20 protein-coding genes are annotated in these 23,248 nt (G+C 64.6%); 10 read left to right on the top strand and 10 right to left on the bottom strand.

The genetic code is table 11. The features are described 5' to 3' along the window. Positions 1 to 83: 83 nt before the first annotated feature. From cheB to nifM, 7 genes are all read left to right on the top strand, one after another. Entirely contained in the window at positions 84 to 1,256 is a 1,173-nt protein-coding gene (gene cheB, locus CCR82_RS16130; RefSeq protein ID WP_201246833.1) for a protein-glutamate methylesterase/protein-glutamine glutaminase, read from the top strand. A 253-nt stretch (positions 1,257 to 1,509) separates the two neighbouring features. Then, positions 1,510 to 6,177, top strand: coding sequence for a PAS domain S-box protein (locus CCR82_RS16125; protein ID WP_201246832.1), 4,668 nt, complete (start codon positions 1,510 to 1,512; stop codon positions 6,175 to 6,177). Positions 6,178 to 6,509: 332 nt separating this feature from the next. Further along, complete coding sequence (nifV, locus tag CCR82_RS16120) at positions 6,510 to 7,718, top strand: homocitrate synthase (protein ID WP_201246831.1); 1,209 nt, start codon at positions 6,510 to 6,512, stop codon at positions 7,716 to 7,718. A gap of 38 nt (positions 7,719 to 7,756) precedes the next feature. Next, positions 7,757 to 8,347 (top strand): hypothetical protein, encoded by a 591-nt coding sequence (locus CCR82_RS16115; RefSeq protein ID WP_201246830.1) that lies wholly within the window; start codon positions 7,757 to 7,759, stop codon positions 8,345 to 8,347. A 109-nt stretch (positions 8,348 to 8,456) separates the two neighbouring features. Then, on the top strand, positions 8,457 to 8,894 hold the full coding sequence (locus CCR82_RS16110; protein ID WP_201246829.1) for a nitrogenase-stabilizing/protective protein NifW: 438 nt from the start codon (positions 8,457 to 8,459) through the stop codon (positions 8,892 to 8,894). Continuing rightward, complete coding sequence (locus tag CCR82_RS16105; RefSeq protein ID WP_201246828.1) at positions 8,894 to 9,385, top strand: nitrogen fixation protein NifZ; 492 nt, start codon at positions 8,894 to 8,896, stop codon at positions 9,383 to 9,385. The genes CCR82_RS16110 and CCR82_RS16105 overlap by 1 nt, the downstream gene beginning before the upstream one ends. Further along, a complete protein-coding gene (nifM, locus tag CCR82_RS16100; protein WP_201246827.1) occupies positions 9,382 to 10,293 on the top strand; it encodes a nitrogen fixation protein NifM in 912 nt (303 codons plus the stop codon). The genes CCR82_RS16105 and nifM overlap by 4 nt, the downstream gene beginning before the upstream one ends. A gap of 33 nt (positions 10,294 to 10,326) precedes the next feature. On the opposite strand, the gene CCR82_RS16095 is transcribed toward nifM, so the two are convergent. The 7 genes from CCR82_RS16095 to rsxA all read right to left on the bottom strand — a co-directional run bounded on the left by CCR82_RS16095 (position 10,327) and on the right by rsxA (position 15,975). Continuing rightward, positions 10,327 to 10,587: an RnfH family protein gene (locus CCR82_RS16095; RefSeq protein WP_201246826.1), complete on the bottom strand. Its 261-nt coding sequence runs from the start codon at positions 10,585 to 10,587 to the stop codon at positions 10,327 to 10,329. Positions 10,588 to 10,628: 41 nt separating this feature from the next. Continuing rightward, on the bottom strand, positions 10,629 to 11,342 hold the full coding sequence (gene rsxE, locus CCR82_RS16090; RefSeq protein WP_201246825.1) for an electron transport complex subunit E: 714 nt from the start codon (positions 11,340 to 11,342) through the stop codon (positions 10,629 to 10,631). 89 nt (positions 11,343 to 11,431) lie between these two features. Continuing rightward, the gene (gene rsxG / locus CCR82_RS16085) at positions 11,432 to 12,139 is read right to left on the bottom strand and encodes an electron transport complex subunit RsxG (RefSeq protein ID WP_201246842.1); all 708 of its coding nucleotides are present in this window, start codon (positions 12,137 to 12,139) and stop codon (positions 11,432 to 11,434) included. Positions 12,140 to 12,174: 35 nt separating this feature from the next. Continuing rightward, positions 12,175 to 13,272: an RnfABCDGE type electron transport complex subunit D gene (locus tag CCR82_RS16080; protein WP_201246824.1), complete on the bottom strand. Its 1,098-nt coding sequence runs from the start codon at positions 13,270 to 13,272 to the stop codon at positions 12,175 to 12,177. Then, positions 13,266 to 14,789, bottom strand: coding sequence for an electron transport complex subunit RsxC (rsxC, locus tag CCR82_RS16075; RefSeq protein WP_201246823.1), 1,524 nt, complete (start codon positions 14,787 to 14,789; stop codon positions 13,266 to 13,268). The genes CCR82_RS16080 and rsxC overlap by 7 nt, the downstream gene beginning before the upstream one ends. A gap of 37 nt (positions 14,790 to 14,826) precedes the next feature. Continuing rightward, positions 14,827 to 15,354, bottom strand: a complete 528-nt coding sequence (locus tag CCR82_RS16070) for an RnfABCDGE type electron transport complex subunit B (protein WP_201246822.1) — start codon at positions 15,352 to 15,354, stop codon at positions 14,827 to 14,829. Positions 15,355 to 15,399: 45 nt separating this feature from the next. Then, positions 15,400 to 15,975, bottom strand: a complete 576-nt coding sequence (rsxA, locus tag CCR82_RS16065) for an electron transport complex subunit RsxA (protein WP_201246821.1) — start codon at positions 15,973 to 15,975, stop codon at positions 15,400 to 15,402. Positions 15,976 to 16,401: 426 nt separating this feature from the next. Between rsxA and nifL the strand changes: the two genes are divergently transcribed. From nifL to CCR82_RS16050, 3 genes are all read left to right on the top strand, one after another. Then, entirely contained in the window at positions 16,402 to 18,138 is a 1,737-nt protein-coding gene (gene nifL / locus CCR82_RS16060; RefSeq protein WP_201246820.1) for a nitrogen fixation negative regulator NifL, read from the top strand. Positions 18,139 to 18,154: 16 nt separating this feature from the next. Further along, positions 18,155 to 19,768: a nif-specific transcriptional activator NifA gene (gene nifA, locus CCR82_RS16055; RefSeq protein ID WP_201246819.1), complete on the top strand. Its 1,614-nt coding sequence runs from the start codon at positions 18,155 to 18,157 to the stop codon at positions 19,766 to 19,768. 72 nt (positions 19,769 to 19,840) lie between these two features. Beyond that, positions 19,841 to 21,628, top strand: a complete 1,788-nt coding sequence (locus tag CCR82_RS16050) for an AAA family ATPase (RefSeq protein WP_201246818.1) — start codon at positions 19,841 to 19,843, stop codon at positions 21,626 to 21,628. 320 nt (positions 21,629 to 21,948) lie between these two features. On the opposite strand, the gene CCR82_RS16045 is transcribed toward CCR82_RS16050, so the two are convergent. The 3 genes from CCR82_RS16045 to CCR82_RS16035 are packed head-to-tail and all read right to left on the bottom strand — an operon-like array spanning position 21,949 to position 22,995. Beyond that, positions 21,949 to 22,338, bottom strand: coding sequence for a hypothetical protein (locus CCR82_RS16045; RefSeq protein WP_242513546.1), 390 nt, complete (start codon positions 22,336 to 22,338; stop codon positions 21,949 to 21,951). Between the two features lie 26 nt (positions 22,339 to 22,364). Next, the gene (locus CCR82_RS16040) at positions 22,365 to 22,700 is read right to left on the bottom strand and encodes an HVO_A0114 family putative DNA-binding protein (RefSeq protein ID WP_201246817.1); all 336 of its coding nucleotides are present in this window, start codon (positions 22,698 to 22,700) and stop codon (positions 22,365 to 22,367) included. After that, positions 22,693 to 22,995, bottom strand: a complete 303-nt coding sequence (locus CCR82_RS16035) for a toxin-antitoxin system TumE family protein (RefSeq protein ID WP_201246816.1) — start codon at positions 22,993 to 22,995, stop codon at positions 22,693 to 22,695. The genes CCR82_RS16040 and CCR82_RS16035 overlap by 8 nt, the downstream gene beginning before the upstream one ends. Positions 22,996 to 23,248: the final 253 nt, after the last annotated feature.

Below are 23,248 nucleotides of genomic sequence, written 5' to 3'. Positions count from 1 at the left end.
GTCTATGCGTCATCGAGAGCGAACAAGTGCCCACGGGTTCGCTGACAGAGATGACAGACATCAGGTTATCGAGGAGACCGACCATGCTGAACGCCCCCAAGATAAAAGTGCTCTGCGTCGATGATTCGGCGACTGTTCGCGATCTTCTCTGCGAGATCATCAACGCCCAACCGGATATGGAAGTTGTTGCCGTCGCCTCGGACCCGCTCATGGCGCGGGAGCTGATCAAGCAACATGATCCCGATGTGTTGACGCTCGACATCAAGATGCCGCGCATGGACGGTCTCGATTTCCTTGAACGCCTGATGCGGCTGCGCCCGATGCCGGTACTGATGATCTCCTCAAGAACCCACCCAGGCTCCGAGGAAACCCGGCGCGCCTTGGATCTAGGCGCGCGGGATGTGATCGCCAAGCCCCACATCGGCCTTCGCTATGGCTTGATAGCAGAGAGTTCGGCGATCGCCAATAAAATCCGCGCTGCGGCACGCTCACAACCGCTCTCACCAAACCCGCGCCCCATATCGGCGCCGATCCGCTTGCCGAAGCCGATTTGTGCAAGCGCGCGGAGCATGCCGGCCAGCGATGAATGCTTGCTCATCGGCGCCTCCACCGGCGGCACCGAGGCCATTCGCGAGGTGCTCGAGCAACTACCAGCCAACACGCCACCGCTGCTGATCGTTCAGCACATGCCCGCGGGCTTTACGCGCTCCTTCGCCGAGCGGCTTAACCGCACCAGCCAGCTCCAGGTCAAGGAGGCCATCGATGGCGAGCGCCTACTGCGCGGACATGCCTACATCGCGCCCGGCGACCAGCACCTGAAGCTGGACCGCGATGGCAGCGACTATGTGACCCGTCTGGATGCGGGCCCGGAGGTCAACCGTCATCGCCCGTCGGTGGATGTGTTGTTTCATTCCGCCGCTCGGCTGGTCGGGCGCAAGGCCACCGGCGTGCTGCTGACCGGGATGGGCAAGGACGGCGCCGCCGGCCTGCTGGCGATGCGCGAGGCTGGCGCGCTGACGATGGCGCAGGATGAAGCTAGCTCGGTGGTCTTCGGCATGCCTCGCGAAGCCATCGCGCTGGGAGCCGCGCGCGAGGTCGTCTCACTGGAGGCGATCGCCCCCCGACTGACGGCACTGCCAGCGGCCCCAGAGCCACAACAACCGCATGCGGTCCTCACCGGGCTCGGCCATCGGATGCCCCCGCCTGGATGGCGCGAGACGGTTGGACAGATTCACCTCCGCGCAGAAGCGCCGTAGACATCCCAGTCTCATCACAACGACCGGCATCAAACAATCGGCATCATCAGGTGCGGCTCGCTTTCATCGAGCCGCGACTTTCGGCGATACTAGGCCCCTGCGCGTCATGGTCGCGAACATCCCTCCTAGTCGCCGGAATCTTCAACTCTGGCTCTAAAGGTCTGTCGCCGATCGACCACGGTGCATATTAGCTAGGGGATATGTTTTGCCATTGCAACCAAGACCCCAAACGTCTTGGATACTGTCGCTACTGATGCTGTTGGCCGCAACGGCGGCGGGCAGTTATTTCACGCTACCGCTGCTCTACGGCCTGCAATTCCCGTTCGGGCTGGTGGCCGTGTTACTGACGCTGGTATGGCTTGGATTACCGGCTGGGCTCGTGGTTGCCGCCTTTCAGGCCGGCATCATGTTGCTGCTCCAGGAACAGCCCTATGAGGTGCTGCTCCTAGGGACTCAGATCGCTTTCGTTTCTATCCTGTTGGCGCAGGCCCGGCGGCGCGAGCGCGAGCCCCCCTTCTTGCCGCTCCTCATCGGCCTCTACTGGCTAGTCCTTGGCGCACCACTGACGTTGCTCCAAGACCAGCTCTGGGGCAATGTCGAGGTCATGCCGACGCTGGTGCTTCTCCTGAAGCACGCGGTGAACGGTATCGTCGCCGCGCTGCTTGCCGAATGCGTGCTCCTCGTCGTCGCGTTGTTTCGTCGTCGCCCGCCCAGCCTGTCCATTCGTCGGCTTCTGCTCGTGCTCTTCAACGCCACGGCCCTGTTTCCAGCCTGTGTCCTGACCTTTATCGGCACGCATGATTTCCATCACCGGTTGGAGCGTGAGCTGCTCGACCAGTTGCACCTCTTCGGTTCCCTCGCCGCCGAGATCTTGCCCGAGGACGTCGCCAACTCGCCACCACGCACGGCGTCCGAAACGCAGTTGCAGCAGCTGCTTGCCGAGCACTTACCGCCCACCGCAGACCCGGTGGTACGGCTGCTGCCAAAGGCGGCCGCCGCCAGCGACGACGCGCCCGCGAGCATTGCCCGCCAAGCGCATCTCTTGCCAGTGGGCCATGGTAACGCGCGAGCTACCGATCCACTCGATTGGAACCAGGTACGCTACAGTCTCAGGGTGCCGTTGACGGATGCAACCCAGCTCGCCGCGCTCGAGATCGAACTCAGCGCCCGGTTGTTGATCGAGCAGGTTCATGCATGGCTGCAGCGCTGGCTGCTGGTGTTATTGGTGTGGGCAGCGCTGGTCATTCTCGCCGCGTACTGGCTCAGCCGCCGTCTGGCGACGCCGTTGCAATCGGTGCTCGCCAGGGCCGAGTCGTTCCCGGCGTTGATCGAGTCGGGGCAACCCATGCCTCCTCCACCGTTGAGCCCGATCAAGGAAGAGGTGGCCGCCGCACGCGCCATGAACACCCTCGGCGAGCGTCTGCAGGCGAGCTTCAGCGCCCTCGCCGAGGAGCGTGACCAACAGCGCGAGCAGCGCGCGCTGCGCGCCTTCCAGGCCGAGATCCTTGGCGAACTCATCGCGGCCGAGACCGACGAGCATCGGATCGCCGAGCACCTGTGTCAGCGCATGACCCAACACTTGCCCGGACATCATTGCAATCTGGTGGTGGCGACCCCGGCGGAAACCCTCGAGGTGCTGGCTGCTCCCGGCCTGGATGCCGGCGGGATCGCGCTGCTGAACGCACGCCTTGCTGAGCAACAGGGCGCCCTCGCCTACCGGCATGCCTTCGAAACCGCCGAGTTCAGCGCCACTGCCGACCTCAACAACGCCACCGATGCTCAACCACGGCTTCACTACCCCGCGCAAGGCCTTCCAGGCGCGTGCTGGTGTCAACCGATCCGCGGTCAAAATGGCCGTGTCCTCGGCGTGCTCGCGATCGCCGCACCCGAGCCGGGAACCCCTGGGCGTTTTGCCCGCGCCCTGCTCGACCATGGGGCCTCGCTCGCAGCCGTCGCTCTAACTAGCCTCAAGCTACACCGCGACCATCGGGTCCTGCTCGACGCCCTCTCGCAAGCCGAAACCGGTATCGTCATCGCCGAACGCCTCGGCAATGGCGACCATGCGATCCGCTTCGTCAACAAAGGCTTCGAGGATCTGACCGGCTACAGCCGCGACGAGGTGCAGGGCCAAGACTGCCGCTTTCTCCAGGGCACGGATCGCGACCAGCCGGCGCGCCGCGCCATGCGTACCGCACTCGCCGCCGGCGAGTCATGCCAGACGACGTTTCGCAATTACCGCAAGGACGGCAGCCTATTCTGGAACTCGGTCAGCATCACGCCGGTGGTCGATGCCCAAGGCAAGATCAGTCATTACATCGGCATCCAGCGCGACGATACCGAGCGCCGCCATGCGATCGAACGCCTGCGCGCCAACGAGGCGCAACTGCGCGAGATCACCGAGACCATCGAGGAAGTCTTCTGGGTCTTCGATCTTGAGCAGGATCAACTCACCTATGTCAGCCCCGCCTTCGAGGCGATCTGGGAACGGCCGGTGGCGGCGATCCGTGCTGATTATCATCTCTGGCGCGAGAGCCTCCATCCCGCTGATCGCGATCGCGCGGTCTGGAGTCACACGGAGGCCACAGCAGGCAGCGGCCCCGAGATGGTCGAATACCGCATCGTCACTCCTCATGGCGAAGTCAAATGGATCGCCGACCGTCGCTTCCTGGTCCATGACGCCAACGGTCAGCCCTGCCGTTTCGTCGGTGTCGCCGCCGAGATCACCGAACGCAAGCAGGCGGAGCTGGATCTGATCGCCCGCGAACGCCTTGAGCGCGAATTGGTGGCGCTGACCACGACCTTCATCGATCCTTCGGACAAACCCTTCGACACGCTGGTCCAGGATGCGCTCGCGAAAGTCGGACAGTTCACCGGCTCCGAGCGTGCTTATATCTTCCAAATCGACCGCGACGGCAAGACGTGCAGCAATACCCATGAATGGATCGCGGACGGGATTGAACCGATGATCGCGACGCTGCAAGCCGTGCCGGTCGCAGATTTCGCGGTTCTGATGGATGCCCTCGCGGAATCCGACATGGTCGTCATCCCCAGGATCGCCGATCTGCCCGAGGACTGGGCCCCTCTTCGCCAACAGCTGGAACGCCAGCACATCCAGTCGCTGATTTTGGTGCCCCTGCGGCGCAAGCAACGCTTGATCGGCTTTATCGGTCTGGATGCCGTGCATCAGGAACGCGCTTGGCTCAAGGGCGAAGTGCATTTCTTGCGCGTGCTCGCCAGCGTGTTCGTCGGCGCGCTGGAACGCAAGCGCGTCCTTGGCGAACTCTGGGCCAGCACCGAGCGTTATGATGCGCTGGCGCTGCAGAGCCGCATGATGACCTGGGAGATCGATACCGCTGGCCTCTACACCTATGTCAACCCCGTCGCCGAGTCGCTGCTCGGCTATCCACCCGAGGCTCTGATCGGTCGCAAGGCCTTCTATGAACTGATCCCCGAGCCCGAGTACGCCGAGATCAAGACGCAGGCCTTCGCGCTCATGGCGAGGCACCAATCCTGGCGCGATTTCCAGGTTCCCGTGCGCGCCGCCGATGGTCGCCGCCTGTGGACCAGTGTTGATGGCCAGCCCATCCTCGGCCCCGATGGCAGCTTAGTGGGCTATCGCGGCAGCACGCTGGATATCACCGATGTGCAACACGCCGAAACCCAACGCCGCGCCGCCGAGCAGGCCCTGCAACACTATACCGAGAACCTGGAGCGCCTGGTCGATCTCAGCAACCGCGGGCTCGACGCCAGCGAGGAAATCGCCGCGCTCCTCGCCATCGCCAAGGACGCGTTCGGCATGGGCGTCGCCGAGACCGGCTGGCGCGGGCCTGAAACGTCCTATCAATGCTTGGCGCACCTTCCAACCACCAAGTCAGCCGAACAAACCGCGCAAGCCGCCACGGAAGCGCTCTTCGCCAAGCCCTGCAACGCGCTTGATCAGCCGCAACTGATTCGCGGCTCGGCGCTGCCAACCGCGCTCAGCGCGCATGGCTACGCCAGTGCGGTCGTGCTCGCCTCGCGCTTTCCGGGCGATGCGGCGCAACAGCGTTGGCTGCTGACCCAACTCTGGGATACCCAGGCACGCAACACGCTCAGTCGCGCCGAGTGCGAGCTACTGCGTTTCATCGGCCAGCGCATCGCCGCCATCGAGCATGGCGCGCAGCTCGCGCGCGATCTGGTCAGCGCCAAGCAGCGCGAAACCATCGGTCATCTGGCCAGCGGCGTGGCGCACGATTTCAACAATGTGCTCGCCGTGCTCGACGCCAATCTCTATTACCTGAACGCCTCGGTCGAGCGTGCTGGTCTTGAGGACGATAGCCAGCAGGTCATCGACGACATGAACAGCGTGCTCGGCCAGGCCAAGGTCATCACCTCGGGGATGCTCGCGCTGAGTCGAGCGGGCGGGGTTCCGCTGCGCGCGACGGTGCTCGAGAAGCCACTGGCGGAACTCGCCGACATCCTGCGGCTGATGCTGCCCGAAACGTTGGATTGGAATCTCCACATCGAGCCTGACCTCAGCGCTTTCACCAATGCGGGCTTCCTGCAGGCGGCGCTGCTCAACCTGGCACTCAATGGACGCGATGCGATGGCGGACGGAGGCACACTCAGCGTCATCGGCCGACGCGAGCATTGGACCGGCGAACCGCCGCTGGCGGTCGGTGATCTCGCTGCGGGCGACCATGCCGCTATCCACGTCACCGATAGCGGCAGCGGCATGACGGAGGCGGTACTGTCGCGCATCTTCGAGCCGCTGTTCTCGACCAAGACGCAACACATCGGCCACGGACTGGGGATGTTCATGGTGCGTGAGTTCGTGCAGCGCTCTGGTGCCGGGCTGTCGGTGCGCTCGACCCTTGGCGTTGGGACCACGTTCACGCTCTTGCTGCCACTCGCCGAGAGAGAGACTGAAGACGTGGCCTGAGCGCGGCTGTTGCCGGTTGCCGGTTGCCGGTCGGCGATCGCCGCTCACTTGTCGGCTGTTGCCCTCGTCCGTTGCCCGTCGGCTGTCGGCTGTCGGCTGTCGGCTGTCCGACAAGCCTCCAGCGGGTTCGTCGCGGATCGCTCAATCCGCAAACAGCCTCAAGACCAGCGCCAAGTCCGATGCCTGCGCTCGCGGCCGATTAAGAGCCACCTATCACTCTTAAAATCAGTCGGTTATCGATGCAGCCCAGCGATTGCGGCAGCGCTGCTCAAGAGTCTGGCCCGGCGTTTGCTTTCCTGAAGTGATCGCACCGCGTACCGGAGCCCAATCCGATGCCCTTCACTGACGCCCTCACAGCCCCCAGGGTCTGCATCAACGACACCACCCTGCGCGATGGCGAGCAGTCGGCTGGGGTCGCCTTCTCGCGCGAGGAGAAACTGGCGATCGCGCGCGGGCTCGATGCCCTCGGCGTGCCCGAGCTCGAGGTCGGCATCCCGGCCATGGGCGAGGACGAGCGCGACTCGATCCGCGCCGTCGCCGCGCTCGGACTCGACGCCCGGCTGATGGTCTGGGCGCGCATGTGCAGCGCCGATATCGATGCCTGCGTCGGCCTCGGCGTGGATCTGGTCGACCTCTCGATCCCGGTCTCGGATCAGCAGATCGCGCGCAAGCTCGGTCGCGACCGCGCCTGGGTGCTCGACTGCATCGCCCAGGAGGTGCGCATCGCGCGTGAGCAGGGCCTCGAGGTCGGCGTCGGCTGCGAGGACGCCTCGCGTGCCGATCCCGACTGGCTCAAGCAGGTCGCCGAGGCGGCGCAACGGGCCGGCGCCCGGCGCCTGCGCTTCGCCGATACCGTCGGCCTGCTCGACCCCTTTGGAACTTTCGAGCGCATCCGCGACCTGGCCAGCGTCTGCGACTGCGAGATCGAGATGCACGCCCATGACGATCTTGGCCTGGCCACTGCCAATACCCTGGCCGCGGTGCGCGCCGGCGCCACCCATGTCAACACCACCGTGCATGGCCTCGGCGAGCGCGCCGGCAATGCCGCGCTGGAAGAGGTGGTGATGGGGCTCAAGCATGTGCATGGATTGCCCACCGGCGTCGATCTGACCCGCTTCGAGGCGCTGTCCAAGCTCGTCGCCCAGGCCTCGGGCCATGCGGTCGGCTGGCACAAGAGCCTGGTCGGTGATGGCGCCTTTACCCACGAGGCCGGCATCCATGTCGACGGCCTGCTCAAGGATCTGAACAACTATCAGGGCATCGACCCGGCCGAGGTCGGGCGCCAGCATCGCCTGGTGCTCGGCAAGCACTCCGGCCGCCAGGCGATCCGCCTCGCCTACGAGCAGTTGCTGCATCTCGACATCGATGCCGCCCAGGCCGAGCGGGTGCTGCCACAGTTGCGTCGCTTCGTCACCAAGACCAAACGCTCGCCGGCGAGCACCGACCTGCGCCGGTTCCTGGAGCAGACGGCGCTCGACCCGGCCACTCAGACAGAAGACCGCTTACCCCTGCCGCTGTCCGGCCAGACGCGGCTGGTCTGAGCTAACGACGAGACCCAAGCATCATCCCAGGCATCATCATGGACCTGCTCGATCTCGACAACGAGGCGATGTACTTCGAGACGCCGCTACCGACCGAGGTACAGCAACTGCTCGACGAGAGTGGCCAGCAGTACCGCTCACAGGCGCTCGACGGGTCATCGGAGGATGATCTGGAACTGACCTCGGTGGACAGCGCCGAGTGGGCCCTGCTGCGGGCTCATCTCCAGGCACCGGAGCATCTCTCGGTCATCGTCGCGCTCTATCGCTTCTTCTACTACCGCCATCGCTATGCCGAGGCGGTGATGATGGCCGATCGCGCCATCCTGCTCAGCAGCCGTCAGCTCGGCCTGGATGAGGATTGGCGCCAGCTCACCCAGACCGCTCTCGAGCAGGCGGCGGAGCGCTCGATGACCAGCACCCGCTTCCTGCTCCTGGCGCTCAAGGGCGCGGCCTGGCTGCTGCTGCGCCAAGATGAGCCACAAGCCGCCATCGAACGCCTGGCGCCGGTGCGGGCCTTCGACCAAAAAGACCAACTCGGCACGCGCGACCTGTTGAGTTGGGCCGAGAAGGCCGTGCGGCGCGAGGAGATCGCCAGCGCCGGCGGCAATGTCCATCTGCTCGATCGGTGATGCCGAAGCGATGCACACGGATGGATGCCGACCCGCGTCCGAGCACAGCGCCCGAACGCACGCGAGCCCACACGCGATCCCAGCTGACCCTCAGAGAACGGAGACTGCCATGGCCGACCTCAACACACCGCTAACGCTTGCCGCGAGCACCGACCCACAGACCGATGCGCTGTCTCGCTCGCTCCCGGACTCGCTCGAGACCTTCGAGTGCGATCTCGACGAACTCGAGACCGCCGAAGACTTCCTCGACTACTTCGGCGTCACCTTCGTGCCGGCCATCGTGCAGGTGAATCGACTGCACATCCTGCAACGCTTCCACGATTATCTCGCCGAGATCGATGAGCCACCGGACAGCGCCGCCGCCCGCTACCGTCTCTATGCCGATCTGCTGCGCGGTGCCTACCAGGATTTCGTCGGCTCCGATGCGCGCACCGAAAAGGTCTTCCGCGTCTTCAAGATGCGCGAGCCGCGCCAGGTCAATGTCGGTCTGGATCAGCTCCTCGCCAGCCGCAACGCGCCCACTTCGCTGACGGAGCAGCCCCGCTGATGCAACCGCGTTACGACTACGGCGATGAGGTCCGGGTGCTGCGCAATGTGCGCAACGACGGCACCTTTCCAGGCCAGCCGACCGGTGCGCTGCTGGTGCGCCGCGGCAGCACGGGCTATGTGCGCGATGTCGGCAGCTTCCTGCAAGACCAGATCATCTACAGCGTGCATTTCCTCGACGGCGACCGTATCGTCGGCTGTCGCGAGGAGGAGCTGCAGCCGGCCAGCGACCCCTGGACCCCGAGCCGGTTCGAGTCGCGCGAGAAGGTCAGCGCCCGCATCGCGCTTGGCCGTGGTGGGCGCGTGCTGGTCGAGCAAGGCCGGGTGGGCGAGATCATGAAGGTGCTGCGCGGACCAGCCACGGCCGAACAGAGCGGCGAGGTCGCCTACCATGTGCTGTTCCCCGGTTGCAGCCTGCTGCAGGTGCCGGAGTCCGCGCTGGAGAAAGTCAACAGCCCCAACCCATCAGCCATCGCGGAGCAAAGCCCATGAGTGCCTCGCAGGCCATCGCCCCCCATTCAACCGCCTCCGATCAACCGGCAAGCGAGCCCGAGGGCTACCGCTACCATCTCCTGCGCACCGCGACCGCCCGGTTCCAGCGCAATATCCCGGCCCTGTCTCGCGACGAGTTGGCCGAAGCCCAGCGCCAGGCCCAGCGCAGCTTCGCGCTCGAAGAGCAGGTGCTGAACAGTGCCGAGGCGCGCGCTGTGCTGATCCCGGACACCCAGCTCCTCCAGCGCTCCTATCAAGCAGTGAAGCAGCGTTACGACAGCCAGCACGAGCTGGAGGCCGATCTCGAGCGGAACGGCCTCGACAGCCGCCAGCTTCGCCAGGCCCTGCGCCGCGAACTGATCTTCGATACCGTGATGCAGCGCGTCGGCGCCCGCCATGCGCCGATCACCGACGCCGATGAGCGGCTCTTCTACGAGCTACATCGCGAGCGCTTTGACACCCCCGAGACCCGCAGCGCGCGCCACATCCTGATCACCATCAACGACGACTATCCCGAAAACCGCCGCGCTGTCGCGCGCGCGCGCATCGAGGCCATCGGCGAGCGCCTGCGCGCGCAGGCCAATGACCCAGCGGCCTTGCTCGACGCCTTCATCGATGAAGCGCGCAAAGGCTCCGAATGCCCCACGGCCATGGAAGGCGGCCAACTTGGCACGCTTAGCCCCGGCCAGCTCTATCCAGCGCTGGACGCCGCCCTGTTCGAGCTAGAGACCAGCCAGCTCAGTGGTGTGCTCGAGTCCGAACTCGGCTTTCACCTGCTGCTCTGCGAGGCCATTCATCCCGCCAAGACGCTGCCGTTCGAGCAGGTCCGCGCGCGCATCCATCAGGCCCTCGAACAGCGTCGTCGCAAAGAGCGGCAGCGCCAGTGGCTTGCGAGCTTGACGGCCTAGACGCTTCTTTCATGCCTTGACGCGAAGTCGTTCTCACTGATCCCGCCGCTCGACGGTCTCGGGATCGACGGTGATCGGGCGATAGATCTCGACGCGATCACCCTCGTTGACCGGCGCATCGAGCTTGCTGAGCTTGCCGAAGATGCCGACGCGCTGGATCGCAAGGTCGATATCCGGATAGTGGCGCAGTAAGCCGGAATGTTCGATCGCCTCGCGCACCGTGCTACCGTTCGGGACGTCGAGGGTCAGCCAGGTGCGTTTGAACTTGTCTGCGTAAGCGACACCAATCTGCATGGGTAGAATCCGCTCCGAATTGCTTAATCAAGGGTGCTGCATCAGGGTGCTGCAACAGGGCCGGAGTCGATCGCCGCACGCCTCTTCGGCAGCGGCAGACGCTTCAGCAATCGCTGTCCCGCGAGCAGGAAGCCAAGCGCGAGGAAGCCGCCCGGCGGCAAGATCATCAGCAGGAAGCCGCGATAGTCAGGGATCAGCGTCGTCTCCAGGAAGCCCATCGCCTCACCGAGCAGCAAGGAGGCATCTGCGAATAGGGTGCCGGAGCCGATGACTTCGCGCACCGCGCCCAGCGTGACCAGCACCAGTGTGAAACCGACGCCCATCATCAGCCCGTCGAACACCGCTGGCGCCACCCAGTTGCGTGAGGCAAAGGATTCGGCGCGACCGAGGATGGCGCAGTTGGTCACGATCAGCGGGATGAACAGCCCGAGCACCTTGTGCAGGTCGTGCAACCAGGCATTCATCGCCAGATCGACCAGGGTCACCAGGGTCGCGATGATCAGCACGAACACCGGGATGCGTACCTGCGGCGTGATCAATCCGCGCAGACTCGAGACTAGGAGGCCCGAGGCGAGCATCACCACCAGCGATGCGAGCCCCAGCCCGAGGCCATTGGTCGCGGTGCCAGTGACCGCGAGCAGCGGGCAGAGCGCGAGCATCTGCGCCAGCACCACGTTGTTGTCCCAAAGGCCGTCGCGGGCGATGCGCCCCCAGGGGGTGCGTTCGCGCGCGGTTTCGTCAAGGTCTGCAGTCATCGCGGGAGCTTCCAGTTAACCAGTCAGAAAGGTGACGCCAGACAGGTATCGAGCGCGCCTGTGGTCGCAGTGCTTGGGCACAACCGCCATCATTCGCTGGTCTCGACCGTGATCACGGCAGAAGCCGTCAACGCATCACGCTGCGCGGCGAAGGTCTCGAGCCCGCTCTTGATCGCGGCGACAACCGCGCGGGGGGTAATGGTCGCGCCGCTGAACTGATCGAAGACGCCGCCGTCCTTCTTCACCGCCCAGCGCTCGGGTGGCGGGTCGGTCAGATCACGGCCATCGAACGCGGTGATCCAATCGTCGCGACTGATCTCGATCTTGTCGCCGAGGCCGGGTGTCTCGCTGTGCGCCAGCACCCGCGCGCCGAGGATGCGCCCATCGGCGCCGATGCCGAGCAGCACGCGGATCGGGCCGGCATAGCCTTGGCCGACCGTCTCGAAGGCGACTGCGGTCACGTCCAGCCCTTCCAACGCGCGGTAGACGGTGATCCTGTCGTCACCATGACGGCTGCTGGCACGGTTGGAGTTCGGGCTCGAATCTGGGCTCTGGCTCGCACTCTGACGCGGAATCATCAGGGGATTCGCCAGCAGATCGTTATCGTGCCGCTCGGCCGGGATGACCTGCTCGAGCGAGGCCCGCAAGTCCTCGGCCTCGCGCTTGGAGATCGGCCCCTTGGTCAGCAGATTGCCAACCACCAGCAGCGCCGAGGCCGCCAGCGCGAAGCCGCCGAGCAGCAGCGTTTGATAACCGACCCCATCGCGATCGAGTCTCGGTAACACCCAAGGCCGCATGCGGGACAAGGTTCGGGACGTCCCTCGGTCTTCGCTCATCGCTTGCGCTCCCCGGCGGCATCCCCGGCCACCGGCAGCGCTTGCCCGCGCCGGTCGCGGCCGAAGATGCGCGGCTTCAGATAGTGATCGACCATCGGCGTTGCCGCGTTCATCAGCAGGATGGCGAAGGCCGCGCCCTCGGGATAGGCGCCAAAGGTGCGAATCAGGTAGATCAGCAGGCCAATGCCGGCGCCAAAGACCGCCTGCCCCAGCCGCGAGACCGGTGAGGTGACCGGATCGGTGGCAATGAAGAACGCGGTCAACAGGGTCGCACCGGCGAGCAGATGCAGCAGCGGGCCGGCGAAGCGCGTCGGGTCGAGCAGGTGCAACAGGCTGGCGGGAACGGCGACGCCGAGCAGCACGGCGACCGGGATCACCCAGTCGATCACGCCCTTGCGCAGCAGGAACAGCCCGCCGAGCAGCAGCAGCAACGCCGAGGTCTCGCCGAGGCTGCCGGGGATGCCGCCGAACAGCGCACCGAGTGGCGGGAACAGGGTCGGCATCGCCGCGCCCAGGTCGCTGCCCTGCTGTAGCGCCAGATCGACCTGGCCGAGGATCGAGGCGCCGCTCATCGCATCCCAGGGCGCACTCAGCCCATCGAGGCTGATCGTCAGCGCATCGCCGAGGCCCGGCGTCTGCGCGAAGAACAGCGGCTGGGGGCCGACCCACTGCGTCATCTCCAACGGAAACGAGACCAGCAGTACCACCCGCGCGACCATCGCCGGATTGAACAGATTCTGGCCGAGCCCACCGAACACCTGCTTGCCGACGATGATGGCGACGAAGGCGCCGACCACGCCGATCCACCAGGGCGCCCAGGGCGGCAGGGTCAGCGCCAGCAGCCAACCGGTGAGCAGCGCCGAGCCATCCAGCAGGCTCGGCTTGAGCGGCTTGCCGGCCAGCAGCAGCGCCAGCGCCTCGAACAGCAGCGCGGCGCCCAGGGTCACCGCGAACAGGACGATCGCCGGCCAGCCGAACTGCCAAAGGCCAAGCAGCGTCGCCGGCAGCAAGGCCAGCATGACCAGTCGCATGGTGCGCTCGATGCTGACCGGCGCATGCGCATGCGGGCTGGCGACCAGGGTGGGTGCTAGCACGTCTCCACCTCCTCGACGGCCGCTGCCGGCGTCGATGCGGCCGCTCCTTCGCTATCTGCGGCGGCTTCGGCCTGCTTCTTGAGGTCCGCCTCACGCTTGCGCTTGGCCATCGCCTCACGCTTGGCGCGCTTCTGCGCCTCCAGCCGCTGCGCGCGATGCTCGGCCAGGCGCTTGGTCTCGGTCTGCTTCTGCTTGGCTCGGCCGCGCGCGGCCAGCTCGCCCTTGGCATGATTGAAGCACTGCACCAGCGGCAGATGCGCCGGGCAGACATAGGCACAGGAGCCGCAGCCGATGCAGTCCATCAGACCGCTCGAGACTGCCGCATCGAGATCGCCCGCGCGCACTTGGGCCGCCATCGCCAGCGGCAGCAACCCACACGGACAGGCCTGCACACAACTGCCGCAGCGGATGCAAGGGGCTGGCTCGCGCCGGCCGGTTTCGGCGGCGGTCAGCGCCAGGATGCCGTTGGTGCCCTTCATCACCGGCACCCGCAGCTCCGGGATCGGTTGGCCCATCATCGGCCCGCCGGCGATCAGCCGCGCCGGCTCTTCGCGGAAGCGGCTGCAGTGCTCGACCAGATCCTCGATCTTGGTGCCGATCAGCACCCGTAGATTCTTCGGTGCGCTGATCGCCCCGCCGGTGACGCTGATTACGCGCGAGACCAGCGGCTGACCGAAGCGCAACGCCTCGTACACAGCAAAGGCGGTCGCTGGATTGTGCACCACCACACCGATGTCGGCGGTCAGGCCGCGCGCCGGCGTCTCCTTGCCGGTCAGCGTCTGCACCAGATGCTTCTCCGAACCCATCGGATAGCGCATCGGCAACCGAACCACTTCAACCCCATCGAACGCGGCCGTGGCTTGCTGCACCGCCGCCAGTGCCTCGGGCTTGTTGCCCTCGATGCCGAACAAGATGCGCTCGACCCCGAGCGCGCGCGCCATCAACCGCGCGCCATCGACGATGGCCTCGGCCTGCTCGCGCATCAATTGATCGTCGCAGGTCAGATAGGGCTCGCACTCGGAGCCGTTGATGACCAGCGTCGAGAGTGCGTAGCGCTTGCCGAGCCCAAGCTTGACCGCAGATGGAAAGGTGGCACCCCCCAGGCCGACCACGCCAGCATCGGCGACCCGCTGCGCGATCTCGGCCGGCTCCAGCGCGAATGGATCAGCAACTCCCTCGATGCGCTTGTGCCAACGATCCTTGCCATCCGGCTGCAGGGTGATGGTCCGCACCGAGAGGCCGGAGGGATGATTCGCCGGATAGAGTCCAAGCCCGACGATGCGCCCCGAGGTCGGCGCGTGGATCGGCGCCGAGACCGCCCCCTGTGCATGGGCGATGCGCTCACCCTTGGCGACATATTGGCGCCGTTGCACCAGGGGATTGGCGATCGCGCCGATGTGCTGCTGCAGCGGGATGTGCAGTAGCTTCGGTATCGGCAGCACCTCGATGGGCCGACCGGCCGAGAGGGCTTTGCGATCCTCGGGATGGACACCGCCGCGGATGGTGAATAGACGCATTGGGGCTCTCTCGTCAGGAGCGGACGGATCGTGATGGTCAGGCGGCCAAGGGATTCGGCCACACCCAATTGCTCGGGGTGATCGTGGCGGGACGCATCTCGATGCACTCGGTCGGACAGACCTCGGCGCAGTCCCTGCAGCCGACGCAGGCATCTTCGAAAACCGCGTGGATCTGGTCCTTAGCGCCGACGATGGCATCGGTCGGGCAGCGCTTGAAGCACTTGGTGCAGCCGACACAGAGCCGTTCATGCACATAGGCCACCTGCGGCGCCTCCTCGGCAACGGCGCTCAGGTCCACCGACACGCCGAGCCGCTGGGCTAACGCTTGTGCGAGCGCGCGGCCACCAGGGGGGCACAGGGTCACCGGCGCCTTGCCCTCGGCAATCGCCACCGCCGCCGGCGCGCAGCCCGGAAAGCCACACTGACCGCATTGCGAACCCGGCAGTAGCTCCTCGATCTCGGCCACCAGCGGGCTCTCCTCGACCTTCAAGAACCGCGCGGCGACACCGAGCAGTGCGCCGAGCCCCAGGCCAAGGGTGGTCAAGCTCAGGATTGCAGAAACCATGATGTCGACATGCTCCAGGATAAAAGTCAGTGATCGATGCGCACCTCAGGCCAACCCCGCAAAGCCCATGAAGGCCAGCGACAGCAGCCCGGCGACGATAAAGGCGATCGGCGCCCCGGCGAAGGTCGCCGGCACCTGCGCCAGCGCCAGGCGCTCGCGCAGCCCGGCGAACAACACCATCACCAGCGTGAAACCGAGCGCCGAGCCGAAGCCGTACAGCAGGCTCTCGACAAAGCTGTGTTGCTCCTGCACATTGAGCAGCGCCACACCGAGCACCGCGCAGTTGGTGGTAATCAATGGCAGAAAGATGCCGAGCACCTGATAGAGCATCGGCGAGAGCTTGCGCACCATCATCTCGGTGAACTGCACCACTGCCGCGATGACCAAAATGAAGGTCAGGATGCGCAGAAAGCCGATCTCCAGCGGCTCCAGCACCCAATGTTCCAACAGCCAACTGGCCGCGGCCGCCAGGGTCAGCACGAAGGTGGTTGCCAACCCCATGCCAAGCGCGGTATCAAGCTTCCCGGAGACGCCCATGAACGGGCAGAGGCCGAGGAACTTGACCAACACCACGTTGTTCACCAGCGCGGTCGCAAGGATGAGCATTAAAGACTCGGTCATTGGGCTTCAGCAAGGCGCTCCGGCTCAGGGCAGTGCGTGAAATAAAGCAAATCGAATGCCAGTACCGGGCTTGTCTCGCCAGTGGCGACAGAGTTGCTCCATCACCCGGCCCCTAAACCGTGCTAAGACGGTCTTTGGCAACCGTCTTCAGCGATAAAGGCCTTGCCCCGACGCGACCAAGGCCTGTCATCGACAGCCGGTGGGACTGTTGCGGACGATACAGCCGAGATATTGCAGCGCAGCACATTGTCGCAAACCCGACAAGACTGGTCTGTTCCGACCTCGATAGAGCGGCGTGTCTCCAGCCGAGCAGTGGGATAGACGCATGCCAAGGCGTGACGGCATAAATACTGCAGATAATCGTGTGCCGACCGCGGATGCCCGATGGCACAACAACGACTACTGCTCACGAAAGAGGAGAAACCCATGGCTCGATCATCGCCGGAAAGCAGCGCATCTCAGTCGCAACCGTCGACCCCGAGCGCGCCCTCGCCCGCCGCCTCGCTTAGTACTGCCTCGGCGAGCGCCTCCGAGAACGTCGAGCCGCTCGTGCGCAATGCCATCGCGACCTTCCTGCGCCAGCCACCGGCGGGCACGCCACTCGAGGTCCTCTCGGCCCTGCGCCTGATGGCCGGTGATGCCACCGATCCACTGCCGCCGCGGCTGTACTTCGAGACCGTCGAGCAAGCGCCGGTCGCGATTTCGATCACCGATGCCAGCGCGAACATCCTGTATGTCAACGCCGCCTTCGAGCATCTCAGCGGCTATATCCGCGACGAGGTGCTGGGCAAGAACCAGTCAATCCTCTCTAGCAACGCCACCCCCGACAGCATCTACCGTCAGCTCTGGCGCACCATCCAGCGCAAGAAGACCTGGACCGGCACCCTCGTGAACCAGCGCAAGGGTGGCGATGAATATCTCGCCGAGCTGGCCATTTCACCAGTGCTTGATAGTAGCGGCGAGATTGCCTATTTCCTCGGCATGCATCGGGACGTGACGCGCGAGCATGAACTCGCCTCCGCGCTCAGGCAGCAGAAGACGCGCATCGAAAACGTGCTCGATGCCGCACCGACGGTAGTCGTACTGCTTGATGCCGAGGGCAAGATCATCCTCGACAACATGGAGTACAAAAAGCTGTTCGGGGATCTGCGCGGGCACGAGCCATTGCCGCTCATCCGCGCGGCGCTGCGCGAGCAGGCCGGCTTCGACCCGGTCGAACGCATGGGATCGGTCACCGGCGAGGGCGACGACTTCAAGAATGTCGAGGTCAGTCTTGATGTCCCTGGTAGCCTTGGGCCACGGTGGTTTTCCTGTTCCGGTACCCGCATCAGCGAGCAGGATGGCAGCGCCCGCGGCTACTTTGGTCGCGGCAAGCGCGGCGATGCGCGTTTGTTGCTGCTGGCAACCGACGTTACCGCCCGCCATCGCGAGATCGAACGTGCGCATCTGGAGCATCTGCGCGCGCGCATCGCCGAGCAACGTCTCGCCCAAGGCATGCGCGAGGCGCTGACCGCGGCTAGCTATCAGATCCAGACCCCGCTCAACCTACTGCGCGCGGCCAGCGTCATGTTCACCAATGGTGCCGGCACCTTGGAGGGCTTCGCCCCGACCCTGGCGCAGATCACCGAGACCAGCGAGCAGGCACTGAGAACACTGCAGGCGGCCCTCCCGGATGAGATCATCGAGCCTGGCGTCAGCGTCAACGTCAACGAACTGGTGCGCCATGTGCTCGCGCTCGAAACCGATGCTCTGCTTTCCTCTGGTGTCACCGTCGATTGGCGTCCCGCGCACGTCCTGCCCGAGATCACCGCGCGCCAGACCGAGCTGCGTTCGCTGTTCAAGAACCTCATCGATAATGCCCTGCAAGCGACGCGCGAGGGCGGACGTAGCCAGCGTGAGCTGCATATCAACACCCGTGCGCTCGAGGACGCGGTCGAGGTGTGCATCCAGGATAGCGGCCCCGGCTTCCCGACTGGCGATCGTTACAAGGCCTTCGAGCCCTTCTACATTGGCTGGCGTAACCGACGCGGCCGCGCTGGCATGGGCCTACCCCTGGCGCAGGAGATCGCCAACCAGCATGGTGGCAGCATCGAGATCGACCCGGAGTATAGCGATGGCTGCCGTGTGCGCGTGACCTTGACCAACGTCTTCCCCCGTGATTAACGCAGACCAAGCTCCGATGTACGATAAGGATCTACCCGACGCGCCGCGCTCGGAGACGCGCCCGGATACGCCCCGGGCCGACTTACTCGAGGCGCAGCTCGCAGCGCTGTTCGAGGTTAGCCGCATCCTGAGCCGTTCGCTGCAGCTGCGCGAAATCCTGTGCACTATGCTCCAGACCTTGCATGAGCGTGGCAGCCTCTATCTGGGTATGGTCAGCCTGCTCGACGAAGAGTCTGGCGATCTGCTGATCAGTGCCCTGCACGACGACGATGCGGCCCCCTTCGAGAAGGTGCGCTATCACCGCGGCGAGGGCGTGATCGGGCACATCCTCGAGACCAATCGTGAGTGGCTGTTGGAACGGGTCAGCGATGAGCCGCGTTTCCTCGACAAGCTCGGCATGTTCAACCGCGACTTACCCTTCATCGGCGTGCCGATTCGCATCGGTGATGGCCCCGCCGCCGGCGTGCTCGCCATCCAGCCGCCGGTGCGCGATGAGCACCTACGGCAGCGGGCGCGGTTTGCCGAGATGGTCGCCAATCTCATCGGCCAGGCGGTGCTCTTGGCGCGCTCGGTCGAGGCCGAGCGCCGGGCCTTGCGCGAGGAACGCGATGCGCTGCGCCGACACGTCAAGGGCACACACGGCTTCGATAGCATTATCGGCCACACCCAGCGCATACGCGTGGTCTTCGAGCAGGTGCGCCAGGTCGCCAAATGGAACACCACGGTCTTGGTGCGGGGCGAATCCGGCACTGGAAAGGAACTGATCGCCAACGCCATCCATTACAACTCACCGCGCGCGCAGAGCACCTTCGTCAAGCTCAACTGCGCCGCGCTGCCCGACAACCTGCTCGAATCCGAACTCTTTGGTCACGAAAAAGGCGCCTTCACCGGCGCGGTCAACCAGCGCAAGGGCCGCTTCGAGCAGGCCGACGGCGGCACGCTGTTCCTGGATGAGATCGGTGAGATCAGCCCGGCGTTCCAAGCCAAGCTGCTGCGCGTGCTCCAGGAAGGCGAGTTCGAACGCGTCGGCGGCAGCCGCACCATGAAGGTGGATGTGCGGGTGATCGCGGCCACCAATCGCAATCTGGAGCAGGAGGTCAAGGCCGGCGAGTTTCGCGAAGACCTTTATTACCGGCTCAATGTGATGCCCATCGTCATGCCGGCGTTGCGCGAGCGCATCGAGGACGTGCCCGAGCTGGCCCAATTCCTGGTCGCCAAGATCGCCAAGCAACAGGGCCGCGAACTGACCATCACCGACAGCGCGCTGCGCGTATTGATGCGCTACGACTGGCCCGGCAACGTGCGCGAACTCGAGAACTGCATGGAACGCGCGGCGGTGATGAGCGAGTGCGGGATCATCGACCGCGACGTGATCGACCTGACCGGGCTCGATGTCGGCAACCTGTCGGAACCGCGCGCCGGGTTGTCCTCGGCGGCTGGTTCAGGGGCCGGTGGCGCCGACAACGCGATCGACTTCGACGACCCGGACATCGATGAGCGCGAGCGCGTGATCGCCGCGCTCGAGCAAGCCGGTTGGGTCCAGGCCAAGGCCGCGCGCCTGCTCAACATGACCCCGCGCCAGATCGCCTATCGCATCCAGACGATGAATATCAAGGTCAAGCAGTTCTGACCGATTTGCGCTCCACCGCCGGCGCTCGGACAATCGCATCAGCTCCACTCTCCACCCGCACGAGCCGGCAGCATGCGCTTTCCCTACGGCCTCGCCAACTTCCAGGCCCTGATCGAAGAGGGCTATCTCTACATCGACCGCACCGATCGCATCCGCCGGATCGAAGACGGCGGCAAGCAGCTCCTGCTGCTGCGCCCGCGCCGCTTCGGCAAATCGCTGTGGCTCTCGACGCTGGAGAACTACTACGATCTAGCCAAGGCAACGCAGTTTGAGCAGCTATTCGGCGGGCTGAAGATCGGCCAAGCGCCCACCGAACGGCACAACCGCTACTTCATCATGAAATGGAACTTCTCGCTGGTCGACCCGATGGGCGATGCCGAGGCGATCCGCGCATCACTGCATCAGCACGTCAATGTGCAGATCCGGGCAACGGTCGCCAAGTACCGGCCTCAGCTCGCCAGCGAGGTCGTGGTGCGGGAAGACAACGCCATTGCCTCCTTCCAATCGCTGCTCGCCGCGATCTCCCAGACGCCACACCGGCTCTACCTGCTGATCGACGAATACGACAACTTCGCCAACGAGGTGCTGGCCAGCCATCAGCAGGGCGAGGGCCGCTATCAGGAGCTGGTTGGTGGCGAGGGAGCGATCAAGACCCTGTTCAAGGCGATCAAGGACGCCGCCGAGGGGCGTGGACTGGATCGGGTCTTCATCACCGGCGTCTCGCCGGTGGTACTGGCGGACATCACCAGCGGCTACAACGTGGTCGAGGACATCTCCCGCGAGCCCGAGTACGCCGACCTCTGCGGCTTCCATGAGGCGGAGATTCGCACGGTGCTCGAGCAGGTCGTCAGCGACTGCAAGCTGCCACCGGAGCAGGCTTTGGAACAAGCCGAGGAGGCGCTCGAGCTGATGCGCACCTTCTACAACGGCTACAACTTCTCGCTCGAGCCCGCGGGTGGGCAGATCTACAACCCGACCTTGGCGCTCTATTTCCTCAAGCATCTCGCCGACCGGTGCGACTACCCGCGGGCGATGCTGGATAACAATCTCGCCATGGACCGTAACCGCATCGAGTACATCGCCCGCCTGCCGCGCGGTGAGGCGATGGTGAGCGCTGCACTCGATACCGCTGCCCCCATCACCATCGATGAGCTCGAACAGCGCTTCGGCGTCGAGCGCATGCTGCATGCCCCGCAGACCGAGGGCTTTCTCGCCTCCCTGCTGTATTTCTTCGGCGTGCTCACCTACAGCGGCCGCGATCCGCTGGGCAAGCTGCAACTGAGTATCCCGAATCTGGTGGTGCGCAAGCTCTATGTGGAGCGGATTCAGGAGGCGCTATTACCGGGCTACGATCTCGACCGTGAACGGCGCGCGGTCTGTGATCGCTTCTATGCCGCCGGCGAACTCGAGCCCCTATGCGACTTCATCGAGCAGCGCTACCTACCCGTCTTTGATAACCGTGATCTGCGCTGGTCGAACGAGTTGGTGGTCAAGACCGCGTTTCTGGTCACCCTGTTCAATGACATCGCCTACATCATGGACTCGGAGACCGCCATCGCCCGCGGCTACTGCGATCTGTCACTGATCGTGCGCCCGGATCGGCGCCAATATGCCCTGCTCGATCATGTGATCGAGTTTAAGCATCTGAAGGTTGGCGACCTGCCGGGTCTCGACAGTGAGGCGATCGCGAGCATGCCGCGCGAGACCCTGAGAGCAAGACCCGAGGTCGAACGGCTGCTGAGCGACGCAAACGCTCAGCTCACCGTTTATCGTAAAACCCTGGAAGGCCTTTACGGGGACAAGCTCAAGTTACGCACCCATGCGGTGGTCTGCATCGGACTCCTAAGGTTTGTGTGGTAGCCCGGATCAAGCCCCTTGAGTCGTTCTTCGGGATCGAGCCCCTGTGCGATTTGATCGAGCAACGCGATACGCAATGCGTAACTTGACTTTCCCCCTTTTTCCAATTCCCTATACTGTCACCCAAACTCCGTCACCCAAATTCCACCATCATCCGAATTCCAGAACCAAAATGACGATCGTACAGGCCGACATCCCCGACGACCTTTCCCGACAGGCCCACGCACTTGCACAGACCCGCAGCGTACCCTTTGATCGATTGGTCGAAGAAGCCTTACGAAGCCTCGTTGCACCGGAGCCGTTCCATGACGAAGCCTCGGCACTCAACGCCGTAGAGTCTTATGAGGCGGACACACTCCGTGATGGACCTTAGCAACCGTAAGCCGCGGCGATGTCGTCCTCGCAGTGACGCCGGGAGACGCCACCGTCATCGCCTTGGGTCGGATACGCAGCACGGCGCCCTCCTCGATCCAACTGCCGAGATCGCGCCCGCGGATATCGACGAAGGTCCAGCCGTTGAGGCGCCCGTTCTCGCTCTTGAGCACGGGCGCGCCGTCGGTGATCACCACCTCGGCGACTTGCGCCAGCGGAATCTGGGCGCCGGTTGGGGTGACGATTGGCAGTTCGCGCAACTTCTGCACGCTGTCGCGCTGCTCGCGCGGGAAGCGCAGATTGACCGGGTAGCACTCGAGATTCTCGGCCGTCTGTGTCAGCTTGCGCAGGTTGGCTGCAGCCTTGATCAGGCTGCTGCCTGCCAGCCGAGGTGTATATCGATGGCGTCATACGGAAACTGCAGCTTACCGCCGTCGGTCTTGTCGATCAGCCCGATCGCGCTCAGCTGCCGGGCGTCTTCATGCACTTCACTCAGGTCTCGCCCGACCTGCCGTGCCAGCTCTTGGACCCCGATTGGACCAGCCCCCGCTAGGGCCTTGAGGATGGCAAACCGATGGCTATTCAGCGTATCGAGAAGATCCTCTTGCGTCCTGAACAGGTAGCGCGGCGGCTGTGGTGTACCGCATTCGAGCGAGGCAATGGCTTGGGCGCGCGCTTCCTCCTCGCTCGCGACTTCAATCATCAACCTGTTCATGAACCTCTCTCCAGCGTTGGATATCGCGATCGAAATCGATCAGGAGCTGCGACATTGATGAAAAGGTCAGCGCGAATTCCTGATCGCCGAGATGTTTGTGATCACCTTTACCGCGCTCGTTGTCGTAGCGCAGCACGCATTGATCACCGCTCACCAGCGCCAAGCGGTATTTGAACGGATGCTGACTGCCAGCGAGCGGCTGCGATAGTCGCCAGACGCGCACCTCCTTGAACAAGGAAGCGGTCAATTGCTGGCGGTACGACAGGACCGGCTCGGCTTTCATGTGGAGAGCTTAACAAGACTGAGCGAGCTTTGCCGCCGGACACCCTGTTAGAAGGGCATCCATGGCTAAAGCGGTAGGACGCGCTGGCCTGTCTCGCCTACTCCGATCGACTGGTCGAGCATGAGCGCGATGCCGCTGATGGTTGATAGCGCATGAAATAGAGCCGCCACAGCCAAGCTCTCGACCCGTCTTGCTCCCAGCTCCGTGAGTGCGACGTCGCGCTCTGAGCTCGGCATGGTTTCTCTCCGTCCAA

It is taken from the genome of Halochromatium salexigens (genome assembly GCF_016653295.1).
Classification (GTDB): domain Bacteria; phylum Pseudomonadota; class Gammaproteobacteria; order Chromatiales; family Chromatiaceae; genus Lamprobacter; species Lamprobacter salexigens.
Note: the sequence above shows the minus strand (reverse complement) of the source record. Positions and strands in the feature narration are given on the sequence as shown.

What these genes read in the sequence shown, in the direction of transcription:
- cheB (WP_201246833.1), top strand. Translation starts at nt 84, where the DNA reads ATGCTGAACGCCCCCAAGATAAAAGTGCTCTGCGTCGATGATTCGGCG.
- CCR82_RS16125 (WP_201246832.1), top strand. Translation starts at nt 1,510, where the DNA reads ATGCTGTTGGCCGCAACGGCGGCGGGCAGTTATTTCACGCTACCGCTG.
- nifV (WP_201246831.1), top strand. Translation starts at nt 6,510, where the DNA reads ATGCCCTTCACTGACGCCCTCACAGCCCCCAGGGTCTGCATCAACGAC.
- CCR82_RS16115 (WP_201246830.1), top strand. Translation starts at nt 7,757, where the DNA reads ATGGACCTGCTCGATCTCGACAACGAGGCGATGTACTTCGAGACGCCG.
- CCR82_RS16110 (WP_201246829.1), top strand. Translation starts at nt 8,457, where the DNA reads ATGGCCGACCTCAACACACCGCTAACGCTTGCCGCGAGCACCGACCCA.
- CCR82_RS16105 (WP_201246828.1), top strand. Translation starts at nt 8,894, where the DNA reads ATGCAACCGCGTTACGACTACGGCGATGAGGTCCGGGTGCTGCGCAAT.
- nifM (WP_201246827.1), top strand. Translation starts at nt 9,382, where the DNA reads ATGAGTGCCTCGCAGGCCATCGCCCCCCATTCAACCGCCTCCGATCAA.
- CCR82_RS16095 (WP_201246826.1), bottom strand. Translation starts at nt 10,587, where the DNA reads ATGCAGATTGGTGTCGCTTACGCAGACAAGTTCAAACGCACCTGGCTG.
- rsxE (WP_201246825.1), bottom strand. Translation starts at nt 11,342, where the DNA reads ATGACTGCAGACCTTGACGAAACCGCGCGCGAACGCACCCCCTGGGGG.
- rsxG (WP_201246842.1), bottom strand. Translation starts at nt 12,139, where the DNA reads ATGCGGCCTTGGGTGTTACCGAGACTCGATCGCGATGGGGTCGGTTAT.
- rsxC (WP_201246823.1), bottom strand. Translation starts at nt 14,789, where the DNA reads ATGCGTCTATTCACCATCCGCGGCGGTGTCCATCCCGAGGATCGCAAA.
- CCR82_RS16070 (WP_201246822.1), bottom strand. Translation starts at nt 15,354, where the DNA reads ATGGTTTCTGCAATCCTGAGCTTGACCACCCTTGGCCTGGGGCTCGGC.
- rsxA (WP_201246821.1), bottom strand. Translation starts at nt 15,975, where the DNA reads ATGACCGAGTCTTTAATGCTCATCCTTGCGACCGCGCTGGTGAACAAC.
- nifL (WP_201246820.1), top strand. Translation starts at nt 16,402, where the DNA reads ATGGCTCGATCATCGCCGGAAAGCAGCGCATCTCAGTCGCAACCGTCG.
- nifA (WP_201246819.1), top strand. Translation starts at nt 18,155, where the DNA reads ATGTACGATAAGGATCTACCCGACGCGCCGCGCTCGGAGACGCGCCCG.
- CCR82_RS16050 (WP_201246818.1), top strand. Translation starts at nt 19,841, where the DNA reads ATGCGCTTTCCCTACGGCCTCGCCAACTTCCAGGCCCTGATCGAAGAG.
- CCR82_RS16040 (WP_201246817.1), bottom strand. Translation starts at nt 22,700, where the DNA reads ATGATTGAAGTCGCGAGCGAGGAGGAAGCGCGCGCCCAAGCCATTGCC.
- CCR82_RS16035 (WP_201246816.1), bottom strand. Translation starts at nt 22,995, where the DNA reads ATGAAAGCCGAGCCGGTCCTGTCGTACCGCCAGCAATTGACCGCTTCC.